Raw genomic sequence first — 11,387 nt, forward strand, 5'->3', positions numbered from 1 at the left:
CGGAAGGTCTCGCTTTGGCGTGGAATTTCTTCCAAGGGCTGTTTGAAACGACTGGTCACCCGATACCCTGCGGGACTTGTGAACGCGATGTCTGCCACGGCTACCCGCCGCCTGCCCTGGCAGCACCCGCGGCGTCGTCAGATCGCCGCAGGCGTCGGCATTCTGCTGCTCGCGTACGCCGTGCTGTTCTTCGTCGCGCTGCTCGGCGGTCCGCGGATCGGTGCGTCGTTCCTGCCGCTCCCGGGCGGCGGCCCGGACCCGGCCGCACCGGTGGCCGGCCTGCAGCCCGGTCAGCCGACCCAGAACGTCGCGGTCCCGCACCAGACCACGTCGAGCCCGACGATCACCCCGGCGACGACGCCCACCGCCGTACCGACGCCGTTGCTCAGCGCAACCGATCCGCCGGAGGTCGTACGGTCGGCCGGCAGCACGTTCACGCCGTACCCGACCCGGCCGGGGGAGACGCCGACGCCGGAGATCGTCGAGTCCACGGGTCCGACGCAACCGCCGGTCACCGAGCGCCCGCCGACGGCCCCGACCACAACCGCACCGACGACCGCACCGACAACCGGCCCGACGACGGCGCACCCGACGGTCCCGCCGACCACGGATCCGACGGCGCACCCCACCACGCCGACCACCTCACCGACCACCCCGGACGACCCCGGCAGCATCGGCGGTTTCCTCGGCAAGCTACTGCACAAGCTCGGGCTCTAGTACGCCTCGACCTCGGTCATTGTGGTGTTGCCGGTTGGCTGGGGCTGGAGGTTGAGTTGCCAGCCCTGGTCGGGGGTGAAGGTCTGCTCGAACTTCTTGAACGAGCAGTCGGAGCGGAACCTGCGGGTCTTCGGGTCCCAGTCGGAGCCGCTCTTGAAGTACAGGTGGTAGGTGCCGCCGATCCGGTTCACCGTGACGGTTCTGCCGGTCTGGATGTAGACCATGATCTGCGGGGTGCCCGGTGGTTTGCCGTCGTCGACGATCGAGATCGCGACGTCCTTCGCCGTACCGTTGGTGATCTTCAGCCGGCCCGATCCCGCGGTGCCGCGGCGGACCAGGACGTCGCCGCTCGGCGGCCGCTCGTCCTTCGGCGCCGGGCCCGGATCCGGCAGCGTGGTGCCGAACTTCAGCCTCAGCTCCTTCAGTTGGGTGAGCGCCGCACTCAGGTCGGTGCGCAACTGCCGCTGCACCTTCTGTGAGGTGTACGCCGCCCCGCCGCAGCGCGCGTCGTCCTCGGTCTGGCCCAGGGCGCTGGTCAGCCGTGTCGCCGCGACCCCGATCCGTGCCTGCAGCAGCTCGTGTACGGCGCTCAACCGGGACGTCACGGTCAACGCCGCCAGCCGGACCGCGGCCGTGTTCAGCGACTGCGCCAGCGTGGTGATCGCCTCGCCCAGCCCCTCCGCGGTCCGGACCCGGGTCAGCGCCCGCGCCGATCCGCCCAGCACCTGGTCGATCCGGGTCAGCTCCGCCTGGTACGCCGACGCGCTCAGCGGCCCCGCCGGCGGCACACTCGGCACCGGCGCCGGCAGCGAACTGTTCGACGCCGACACCTGCGGATCCGGCCGCTCCGGATCCGCACCACAGCCCGTCACCAGGCCCACCCACACACAGACGAACAGCGCACCCCAGCGCCTCATCCCCACCCCCAGGTCCCCACCCGAAGCCCCAAGCCTAAGCCATCATTCCCGGACTGCCGGGCGGACGAACGGGAAGGCGAGGGTGCTGCGGATGTTCTGGCCGGTCAGCATCATCATCACCCGGTCGACGCCGATGCCGAGGCCGCCGGTCGGGGGCATCGCGTACTCGAGGGCGGACAGGAAGTCCTCGTCCAGGGACATCGCCTCGGGGTCGCCGGCGGCAGCCTTCAGGGACTGTTCGGTGAGCCGGCGGCGCTGCTCGACCGGGTCGACCAGCTCGGAGTACGCCGTACCGATCTCGGCGCCGAACGCGACCAGGTCCCAGCGCTCGGCGAGCCGTGGTTCGGTGCGGTGGTTCCGGGTGAGCGGAGAGGTCTCCAGCGGGAAGTCCGTGTAGAACGTCGGCAGCATCGTGTTCGGCTCGACCAGTTCGTCGTACAGCTCCAGCACCAGCTCGCCCGCGGTCATGTCGAAGGTCGTGTGGACGCCGTGTTCCGCGCACAGCTCGCGGAGCCGCTCGACAGGAGTGTCGACATTCACGCACACCCCGGCGGCCAGCCCGACCGCGGCGTGCACGGTCACCACCGGCCACTCGCCGGAGATGTCGAGCTCCTCGCCGTCCCGCCGTACGACGGGCTTGCCGTACACCGCGGTCGCCGCCTCGATCAGCAGCTCGCGGGTCAGCTCCCGCATCACCACGTAGTCGGCGTACGGCTGGTAGGCCTCGACCGAGGTGAACTCCGGGTTGTGGGTCGCGTCCGCGCCCTCGTTGCGGAAGTTCCGGTTCAGCTCGAAGATCTTGCCCATCCCGCCGACGCTCAGCCGCTTCAGGAACAGCTCGGGCGCGATCCGCAGGAACAGGTCGGTGTCGTAGGCGTTGATGTGTGTGACGAACGGCCGCGCGTTCGCGCCACCGTGCACCGCCTGCAGCATCGGCGTCTCCACCTCGACGAAGCCGCGGCTCTCGAAACCGTTGCGCAGGGCCCGTACGGCGGCACTCCGCTGCTGCATCATCCGCAGCGAGTCGGGGTTCATCACCAGGTCGATGTGCCGCTGGCGGACCCGCGCCTCGGGGTCGGTGAAGCCCTTCCGCTTGTCCGGCAACGGGTGCAGGCACTTCGCCGCCATCGTCCAGCCGGTGGCCGCGATCGACAGCTCGCCGCGCCGGGTGGTGACGATCTCGCCGGTCACGCTGACGTGGTCGCCGATGTCGACAAGCCGCCGCCACTGGTCGAGCGGTACCTCGCCGCAGGACTCGGTGGTGAGCATCACCTGCAGCTGCGTCAACCCGTCCTGCAGCTGCGCGAACGACAGCCCTCCGTGGTCGCGCATCCGCATCACCCGGCCGGTCAGCGAGACGACATGGCCCGTGTGATGGTCGGGCGCCAGGTTCGGGTACAGCTCGCGGACCCGTTCCAGCGTTTCGGTCCGCGGCACGCTGACCGGGTACGGGTCGATGCCTGCGGCAACGAGTTCGGCGAGCTTGGTCCGCCGGATCTGCTCCTGCTCGGTGAGCTTGCGGGCCGGCAGCACGGGCCGCAGCAGCTCGTCCTCCTGCTCGCGGACCGCGGCGGCGAAGGCCCGGCCGTCCGTGGCCATGACCGCGTGCCGTTCGCCCGCCTCGACGGTGTCGACCCGGGTCCAGGGGCGCGGCGCGGGCAGGAAGCCTTCCGCCGTACCGGCTGCGAGGACGACCTGCGCGAGCGACGCGCCGCGCGAGTAGCACATCAGCCGCGGCGACCAGCGGGGCAGGTACTTCTCGTTCGACTGGTAGAGACTCTCCAGCTGCCAGAACCTGGACGCCGCGGTCAGCAAGGCGTTCGTCGCCCGCAGGACCGGACCGGCGCCGACCCGTTCGGCGTCGCTGAAGATCTCCCGGAACATCGCGAAGTTCAGCGAGATCCGGTGGATGCCGAGGTCGCTGCTCGCGTCGATGAGCGCCGTGACCATGAACTCCATCAGGCCGTTCGCGGACTCCGGGTCGCGGCGCATCAGGTCCAGCGACACACCACGCACACCCCACGGAACGAACGACAGCAGCCCGCGGACGACGCCCTCGGCGTCCCGCGCGATCACCATCACGCAGCGGGCGTCGGCCGGGTCGCCGAGCCGCCCGAGCGCCATCGAGAACCCGCGCTCGGTCCGCGCCCCGCGCCACTTCTCGGTGAGATGGACGTACTCCGCCAGCGCGTCGGGGGACAGGTCGCCGTGCCGGACCACCTCGGCGTGGTACCCGGCCCGCTGGACCCGGGTCACCGCCTGCCGGACCGGGCGCATCGTCCGGCCCTCGAGGGTGAAGTCCGCCACGTCGATGATCGCCTCGTCGCCCATCGACAACGCCCGCAGGCCGGCGTCGACGTACGCCTGCGCCGCCTCCTCGCTGGCCGACAGCACCGCGGGGGACCAGCCGTACCGCCGGGCTTCGGCGATCCAGCGCTGGATCGCGGCCGGCCAGGCGACCGGGTCGCCGAGCGGGTCGCCACTGGCCAGGCTGACGCCGTTCACCACCCGGTACGCGATCGCGGCGTCGTTGCCCGGCGCGAACACGACCGCCTTGTCCCGGCGGGTCGCGAAGTACCCGAGGGAGTCCCGCTCGCCGTGCAGCAGGAGCAGGCGGCGTACTTCGAGCTCCTCGGGCTGGGTCAGGTACCGGACGCGTTGCACGGAGCGGAGGAAGATCCAGAACGCGAGCACCAGCGAGGCCGCGGAGATCGCGCCGACGGTGAGGCCGATCCAGCCGTGGCCCTCGTGCCCGCCCATCTTGTTGCGGGACTGGCCGAGGGCGGCGATGACCGCCCAGCCGATCTTCTGCCGTTGCCCGCTGAGCGTCCGCGGGAAGAGCTGGGTGAGCGTGATGCTGACCGCGATCGAGATCAGCATGCCGAACACGAGCGCGCCGATCGCGAGCCGCCGGCTGCCGGGCGCGAGCCGGGCCGGGAACGCGCCGCGGATGGTCCACAGCAGGACGACGATGCCGGCCACCACGACCGCCTGAACGATGCCCCACTCGAGGTCCTGCACGCTGGCCGGACCGAAGTCGCGGAGCAGTTCCGCGTCCGTCGGGTTCGCCAGCCGGACACTGGTGAAGGCGATCCCGGCGACCTGGGCGAGCAGCCACAGCGCCTCGAAGACCCACAGCACCCAGAGCAGGGCGGCCCGCTTGCCGCGCAGCAGGGCGCTGCCGACGACCGCGAGGTAGACGGCGGAGAAGATCGTGTGCCCGGCCGGGATCCCGACGAAGTCGAAGGCGATGTCGACGTGTTTGACCAGTCGCGGGGCCCCGAACCGCAACGGGATCGCAACAAACGACCACACCGAGGCCAGCACGACGATGCGGCCTACCCAGACCGCTGCCCGGTGCTTCCAGACCGGCACTACTACAACTTGTTCCGACCGCACCAGCCGATCATCCCATTAGTTTGCTGAGACTTTGGTCGACCTAGCACTACCCCAACAGTACAGCTGACGCCACAGTCAAGACTTTGGTTGACGTGCGACGGTGTTGACATGGTTGATGTGCCCTATCGCCTGCTCCGCAATCTCATGCTCGCGGCCGCCGTGCTGTACTGCAGCCTGCTGCTGGAGGCTGCCGCGGGGTTTCCGCTGGACGTGCGTCACTCGTTCCTGAGCGAGCTGGGTGCATTGGACCAATCAACGAGTTTCCTGGCCAGGGCGATGGATCTGACCACGGGCGTGTTGCTGGTGGTCGCCGTACTGGTCTCGCGTCCGGCGGTGCGCGGTCGGCGAGGGCTGATGATCAGTACGGCGGCGTTCGCGCTCGGGACGCTGTTTGACGCACTGTCGCCGATGGACTGTGCACCGTCGGCCAGTGAGGTCTGCAGGACGACCGAGGCGAACGGGCAGACCGGTGTGGGCCTGGTGCTGCACGAGGTGACGTCCACGATCGCAGGACTCGGCAGCATCGCCCTGGGCGTCTATGCGGTGCGCGCACTCCGGAAGGCCGGCTGGGGTGGCGCCTGGGGTCGTACGGTCGCCGTACTGGCGGCTGGGGTCGCGGTGACGCAGGCCTGGCTCGGTCTTCAGACCGGGAGCGACGTACTGACCGGTGACGACGTGGATGCGCCGGGCATCCTGCAGCGGGTGTCGGTGCTGCTTGTTTGCCTGCTGCTGGGGTCGTTGTTACCAGCCCTGAGGCACGCTGGTGTCGATGAGGATGACGTGGATCGTGGTGCCCGGCTTGGCCGTAGCCCCGGAGGAGTTCGGGCGGGTAGCCGAGCTGCTGCCCGCTGAGGACCTCCGCGTCATCGATCCGTGGCGTACGCCGGTCACCTCGGACGTGGACGCGCTGCGGGCGGCGGCCCGGGTGCCGTTGGGGGTGCCGGTCGGGCTGATCGGGCACTCGATCGGCGGGCTCGCCGTACTGCGGTGGGCCTTGACGCGTCCGGGGGAGGTGTCGCGGCTGGTGCTCGTCGACAGCAGCCTCCCGTCGGAGACCGGGTGGCAGCCGTTCTACCCGGGGCAGCGGGGCGACCAGGCGACGCGGTCGGTGGTGCGGTTCCTCGGGCAGGTCGGCGTACCGCAGGTGGTCGGGCCTACGGTACGACGGCTCAGCGTGCGGTTCGGGAGTACGTCGAACCGCGACCCGTTGTCGAGGGCAACCGCCAAGGAACGGTACGGCGGGCAGGACTCGTGGCTGCTCTTCTGGGACGAGCTGTCCGCCAGTTGGGAGCTGGCTGCCGAGGTCGCGAAGCTCGTGTCCGCACCCGTCTCCACGGCCCCGCCGACCGTCCTCCTGGTAGCCACCGGCGGCATGGCCCGTTTCACCGCCAAAAGCTGGCTCTCCGGCCAGCAAGAACTGGCCACCACCCTCGGCGCCACCCTCGAAGTCCTCCCCGACTCCGAACACCTGGTCCACCTCGACCGCCCAGACGCAATCGCCGCCGCCGTCCGCCGGCAATAGGAACCCCTTCCATTACCGGTTCCGGATGCCGTACGCTCCTTCTACTGAAACAGTCGTGTCAGTAAAGGATCTGCCGTGATCGTCATCACCTGTTCGGCGTGTGATCGGCGCATGCTGCTGCCGTTGAGCATGGTGACGGGGCTGGACCGCCGGCTCGATCTGGCGGGGCAGGTCCACTACGAGCTCAGCTACACCTGCTGGTGCGGCGTCCCCGGTGTGAAAGTGGTGACAGGGCCTAGGTAGTGCTGGTCATCGCCGGGGTCGGGAGCTTTCGCTGCCACACCTCGTCCAGCGCCATCCGCATCGCGCCCGTGACCACCGCGTCCTCGGCCAGCGCGGACAGCTCCAGCTTCGGGTGGTTGAGCGTCAGCAGCCGCAGCTGGTCCGAGATCGCGTCCAGCAGTACGGCGCCGGCGCGGGCGACACCGCCGCCGATGACGACCGCGGTCGGGTCCAGCACGAGTACGGACGGAGCCAGCGCCCGCGCGAACGTCCGAGCCACCTGCTGTACGACGGACTGCGCGACCGGGTCACGCTCCGCCGCCGCGGCGAACACGTCCGCGGTGTCGAGTTGCTCGCCGCCCAGCTCCGCCAGCCGCGACTTCGGGTTGTCCAGCGCCGCCTGGCGCCCGAGCGCCGCGATCGCCTCCGAGCCGACCGCACGCTCCAGCGGCCCGCGGCTGTCCTCCGGGTTGATCACGTCGTCGTTGTCGGTCGCGATGAAGCCGATCTCACCGGCAGCGCCGGTCCCTCGGTGCAGCCGTCCGTCGATCACGATGCCCGCACCGAGCCGCTCGCCCCACTGGACCGCCAGCAGCGTCCCGGTACCCCCGCGCGCGGCCGCGATCGCCAGCGCCGCGAGGTTCGCGTCGTTGTCCAGCATCACCGGGCAGTCGAGCAGGCCGCGCAGGTGCTTGATCAGGTCGACCGCCGACCAGCCCGGCACGCTCGGGACCAGCTGGACGCGGCCGGTGTGCTCGTCCACGATGCCAGGGCTCGCGGCGACCACCGCGGCGACATCCTCGGCCGGCACCTCCGCCTCGGCGAGGGCCTCGTCGATGACCTCGCCGATCACGCCGAGCAGCTCCTGCGCGGACCAGCCCGGCCCGGAGCGCCGTACCAGCGAGAGCTTCCGACCGGCCAGGTCGGAGACGCCGACGGTCACCCGGTGCGGTCCGACGTCCAGCCCGAGCACCGGCGCGGCGCGGCCGCGCAGCGAGACGCGGATCGCCGGGCGGCCGAGCGAGCGGTCCGCGGAGTCCGGTCCGTGCTGCTGCAGCCAGCCGGCGTCGAGCAGCTCGTCGACGGCCTGGGCGACGGTCGGCCGGGCCAGCCCGGTGCGTTCGACCAGCTCGGCGACGCGCAGCGGTGCGGGCGCGGACCGGCGGACCGCGTCCAGGACCGAGGCGACATTGATCCGCCGCAGCATCGTCGTACCGCCGCCGCCGACCGTTCCCTTGCTCATGTCCGACCCCTTGCCTGCCACCCGCACAGTATAGAGAGCGAGCGTTCGTAATTACTGTCCATTCTGCGCGCCGACTGGCGGATGCCGGTGCGTGCGTCGACAACTATCACCCCGGGAGGGCCGGATGCTCCAGTACACGCACCCTGCCCGAAATCAGCACTGATCAGTCCTGTAGCACGGTCCTGGCGAAACTGCTCAGTGCCTCCCGGTCCGGTTGCTGGGTCTTGGTCATCAGACTGGCCACGTGTTTCTCGACCGTCCGCGGTGAGATGTGCAGCCGGGACGCGATCGACTTGTTCCCGATCCGGTCCACCAGCAACCGGCACACCTCGTACTCGCGGGTCGTCACGCCGAGTTGCCGCAGGTACGCCGGAACCTGGTCGGACCCGGTCCGCCGCTGCGAAACCGTCGCGCCGAGTTGCCGCAGCAACCCACGACAGGCACTCGCGACCGGCGCGATACCCGCGGTATGGAAGTACTCCTCAGCCAGCCGCAACCACGCCACCGGCTCACCCCACCCGTCCGCGGCCGCCGGCTCGGCCACCAGCCGCAACCCGAGATGATGCGCCAACGGGAACAGCGATGCCGTCTCCAGCGCCTCCTGCAGCTTGGCGTTGGCCGCCTCGACCTGACCGTCCCGGCCGAGCAGTACGGCGTGGGCGAACTGGACGAACTGCTTGTTCCACCGCATCCCGCTCGCCGCGGTCGCGGTGACCGCCTCGAAGTGCGCCCAGCCGTTCTGCCCGGACAGCACGCCGAGCAGCAGCGCCAGCCCGTTCTTGCCGGTCAGATGCAGGGTGGTCGGGTTCTGGGCGTCGAACGCGAGTGCCTGCGCCAACTCGGAGTCGGCCAGATCGCGGTTCTCCTCGAGCAGCGCGCAGAACGTCCGGGCCAAGCCGTAGGAGTACGGCAGCTCGTACGACGCACGCTCGCCACCCCAGTGCGCGACCTCGGCCAGCGCCGCCTCCATCGCGGACCGCCGGCCCTGGTGCGCCTCCAGCATCGCCTTGATCGCGAGGAAGTACGTCGCGGGCCGGCCCATCCGCAGTCGCCGGGTGACCTCCACACCCCCGGCAATGATCTCGGCGGCCCGCGCGTATTCGGACCGCAGGATCGCCTGCTGACCGAGGGCGTTGTCCACCTCGTACATCAGCTGGATAGCGCCGATCCGGAGCGCCTGCTGCCGGGCCCGCTCGAGCTCCACGATGCTGCCGTCGGCGAGGCACATGGTGCCCGCCTGGAAGTAGTGCGAGGTGACCCGCTGGACCGTCAGCCCGTGGTCCTCGGCGATCTGCCGAGCCCGGTGGAAGTAGTCGATCGATCGGTCGAGGTCGTGCTCGCGGGCCAGGATGCCGAGCAGCTGGAGGGCTTCGCAGGCAACCTCGGGCAGCGCCGCACGTTCGGCCGCCGCGGCCGCGCGGGTGGCCAGCTCGGTCGCGGCCTGGATCCGCCGGGGGCTCTGGCGGGCCAGCTCGAGGTTCGCGGCGACCCCGTCGACCGGTGCGAGATCGGCGTCCCCAGGATCGCTACCGAGCAACGAGCGAGCGGCCGTGACGTGGTCGAGTGCGACCGCGGTGCGCCCTGCCATCATCTCGGCGTTCGCGAACTGGACGTGTAGTGCGGCGAGTTTCCGGCTGTCCAGATTCCGGTTGGCCAGTTCGTCGACGGTCGCGGCGTGTGCGGCGATCTGCTCGAAACCGCCGGTCGCACTGAGCGCGAGCAGCAGCGATCCGAGCACCTCGGCTCGGTAGCCGACGTCGGGATCGCCGGCGAGCAGCGTGTTCGCGCGGCCCAGCAGGTTGGCCGCCGACCCGGTCGAGCCGTCGTCGTACGAGCGGCGCCCGGCCAGCGCGAACAGCCGGCCGGCACGGACCGTGTCGCCGCCGGTCTCGGCGAGTTCGGCGACCATCGGGCACCACTCGCCGGGCAGCCCCGGATGCAGTTCCTCGACCGCATCCGCGCACCGCCGGGCCAAGGTGGAGCGCTCGGTAGGTGTCAGACCGGCGAGCAGCGATTCGGCGGTGAGCGGGTGCCGGAACGCGTACCAGTCCGGCGCCGGTTCGTCCGGACCGACCAGCTGGGCGGCGACGCCGGCCCGGAGCGTTGCCAGCAGCAAACGTTCGTCTGTCCCGGTCGCCGCGCGGACGACGCTCAACGGGAACCGGTGCCCGATCACGGCCGCCAGCACGAGGATGTCCCTCGACTGCGGCCCGAGCTGTGCCGTACGGCTGCTGATGCTGCGGACGACGGCGGGCGGCACGTTCGTGTGCAGGTCGTCGACCACCAGCACGCTGCCGTCCGGCCCGGACACCAGCTGTCCGCTGCGGTTCGCCTCCTGCAGCAGTTCCTCGACGATGAACGGGATCCCGGCGCTGTCGTTCCACAGCTGGTCCGCCAGTTGCTCCGGTACGCCGTCGACCGGAACCTCCAGGCACCCCGCGGCGAGCTCGGCGACCTCGCTCCGCACCAGCGGCCGCAGCTCGGCGAGTTCGGCGGCACCGCGCTGCGCCGACAGCTGGGCCAGTTCGTACGCCGGACACGTCTCGGAGCGCAGCGTCGCCACCAGTGCGATCGGCTGGTCCTCCAGGTTGTCGAGGAGGTACTCGATCACGGCCAGCGTCTCCGGGTCGGACCCGTGCAGGTCCTCCAGTACCAGCAGGCAGCCGCGGTCCTGGCCCACCAGTGCAAGGAGTCGCAGTACTGCCTCTCCGAGTACGACCGGTGACGCAGCGGTGTCATGGGCCGTGCCGTCGTCCCAGTCCGGGACGAGTCGGCCGAGCACCTGCCGGTACGGCCCGAGCCCTTCTGTCGTGGGCATCTCGCCGCGCCGGATCAACGACAGCAGGGCCTCGGTGAACGGGCGGAAGGCAACCATCGTGCCGATCGCGCCGACCCGGCCGCGCAGCATCGCCATACCGGTGTCGAGAGCCTCGGTGGTGGCCGTAGCGGCCAGCCGGCTCTTGCCGATCCCGGGCTCGCCGACCAGGAAGATCGCACCACCACGACCGCCGCGGGCGCCGGCCAGCAGGCGGTGAAGGCTCTCGATCTCCCGGTCTCTGCCGACCACCGTAGGCGAACGGGTCTGCATGGTTGCCAACTTTAACGACTGAAGGTTGTCGGTGCAGGCAGTCGACCAGTGGCCGGCCGCTCAGACGAGCGACCGGCCACTGTGTCAAACGTTCGCCGGACTAGATGCTGCCGTTCGGCCAGCCGTTGGCGGTCATGACGGTGGCCGCTGCTGCGGCCATGCCGACGAATCCGGCGAGGGCCATCGCCCGGGCGCGGATCCGACGCCACCTCGACGTCGTGATCGGAGCGGACTGGTCGTCGTGCTGCTGTACCTCGTGGTGCTGGGCGGTCATGCTGT

The 11,387-nt window shown here is 70.5% G+C and carries 9 protein-coding genes; 4 read left to right on the top strand and 5 right to left on the bottom strand.

The features are described 5' to 3' along the window. The first annotated feature begins 87 nt into the window (after nucleotides 1–87). Nucleotides 88–717 (top strand): hypothetical protein, encoded by a 630-nt coding sequence (locus ACQHIV_RS33525; protein ID WP_427888066.1) that lies wholly within the window; start codon nucleotides 88–90, stop codon nucleotides 715–717. On the opposite strand, the gene ACQHIV_RS33530 is transcribed toward ACQHIV_RS33525, so the two are convergent. Then, complete coding sequence (locus tag ACQHIV_RS33530; RefSeq protein WP_427888068.1) at nucleotides 714–1,634, bottom strand: hypothetical protein; 921 nt, start codon at nucleotides 1,632–1,634, stop codon at nucleotides 714–716. The genes ACQHIV_RS33525 and ACQHIV_RS33530 overlap by 4 nt on opposite strands. 42 nt (nucleotides 1,635–1,676) lie before the next feature. Further along, nucleotides 1,677–5,033, bottom strand: coding sequence for a bifunctional lysylphosphatidylglycerol synthetase/lysine--tRNA ligase LysX (gene lysX / locus ACQHIV_RS33535; protein WP_427888070.1), 3,357 nt, complete (start codon nucleotides 5,031–5,033; stop codon nucleotides 1,677–1,679). A 108-nt stretch (nucleotides 5,034–5,141) separates the two neighbouring features. On the opposite strand from lysX, the gene ACQHIV_RS33540 reads away from it, so the two are divergent. The 3 genes from ACQHIV_RS33540 (at nucleotide 5,142) to ACQHIV_RS33550 (ending at nucleotide 6,798) form a co-directional block, all read left to right on the top strand. Further along, nucleotides 5,142–5,885: a DUF998 domain-containing protein gene (locus tag ACQHIV_RS33540; RefSeq protein WP_427888072.1), complete on the top strand. Its 744-nt coding sequence runs from the start codon at nucleotides 5,142–5,144 to the stop codon at nucleotides 5,883–5,885. Further along, nucleotides 5,803–6,555 (top strand): alpha/beta fold hydrolase, encoded by a 753-nt coding sequence (locus tag ACQHIV_RS33545; protein ID WP_427888074.1) that lies wholly within the window; start codon nucleotides 5,803–5,805, stop codon nucleotides 6,553–6,555. The genes ACQHIV_RS33540 and ACQHIV_RS33545 overlap by 83 nt, the downstream gene beginning before the upstream one ends. Before the next feature lie 75 nt (nucleotides 6,556–6,630). Continuing rightward, nucleotides 6,631–6,798, top strand: a complete 168-nt coding sequence (locus ACQHIV_RS33550) for a hypothetical protein (RefSeq protein WP_427888076.1) — start codon at nucleotides 6,631–6,633, stop codon at nucleotides 6,796–6,798. On the opposite strand, the gene ACQHIV_RS33555 is transcribed toward ACQHIV_RS33550, so the two are convergent. The 3 genes from ACQHIV_RS33555 to ACQHIV_RS33565 all read right to left on the bottom strand — a co-directional run bounded on the left by ACQHIV_RS33555 (nucleotide 6,791) and on the right by ACQHIV_RS33565 (nucleotide 11,382). Beyond that, on the bottom strand, nucleotides 6,791–8,020 hold the full coding sequence (locus ACQHIV_RS33555; RefSeq protein ID WP_427888078.1) for an ROK family transcriptional regulator: 1,230 nt from the start codon (nucleotides 8,018–8,020) through the stop codon (nucleotides 6,791–6,793). The genes ACQHIV_RS33550 and ACQHIV_RS33555 overlap by 8 nt on opposite strands. Before the next feature lie 163 nt (nucleotides 8,021–8,183). Continuing rightward, nucleotides 8,184–11,108 (bottom strand): helix-turn-helix transcriptional regulator, encoded by a 2,925-nt coding sequence (locus ACQHIV_RS33560; RefSeq protein WP_427888080.1) that lies wholly within the window; start codon nucleotides 11,106–11,108, stop codon nucleotides 8,184–8,186. A 100-nt stretch (nucleotides 11,109–11,208) separates the two neighbouring features. Beyond that, nucleotides 11,209–11,382, bottom strand: coding sequence for a hypothetical protein (locus ACQHIV_RS33565; protein WP_427888082.1), 174 nt, complete (start codon nucleotides 11,380–11,382; stop codon nucleotides 11,209–11,211). Between the last annotated feature and the right edge of the window lie 5 nt (nucleotides 11,383–11,387).

Source organism: Kribbella polygonati, from assembly GCF_050320105.1.
In the GTDB taxonomy this organism is placed as follows: Bacteria; Actinomycetota; Actinomycetes; order Propionibacteriales; family Kribbellaceae; genus Kribbella.

What these genes read in the sequence shown, in the direction of transcription:
- ACQHIV_RS33555 (WP_427888078.1), bottom strand. Translation starts at nt 8,020, where the DNA reads ATGAGCAAGGGAACGGTCGGCGGCGGCGGTACGACGATGCTGCGGCGG.
- ACQHIV_RS33530 (WP_427888068.1), bottom strand. Translation starts at nt 1,634, where the DNA reads ATGAGGCGCTGGGGTGCGCTGTTCGTCTGTGTGTGGGTGGGCCTGGTG.
- ACQHIV_RS33560 (WP_427888080.1), bottom strand. Translation starts at nt 11,108, where the DNA reads ATGCAGACCCGTTCGCCTACGGTGGTCGGCAGAGACCGGGAGATCGAG.
- ACQHIV_RS33545 (WP_427888074.1), top strand. Translation starts at nt 5,803, where the DNA reads ATGAGGATGACGTGGATCGTGGTGCCCGGCTTGGCCGTAGCCCCGGAG.
- ACQHIV_RS33525 (WP_427888066.1), top strand. Translation starts at nt 88, where the DNA reads ATGTCTGCCACGGCTACCCGCCGCCTGCCCTGGCAGCACCCGCGGCGT.
- ACQHIV_RS33540 (WP_427888072.1), top strand. Translation starts at nt 5,142, where the DNA reads ATGGTTGATGTGCCCTATCGCCTGCTCCGCAATCTCATGCTCGCGGCC.
- ACQHIV_RS33565 (WP_427888082.1), bottom strand. Translation starts at nt 11,382, where the DNA reads ATGACCGCCCAGCACCACGAGGTACAGCAGCACGACGACCAGTCCGCT.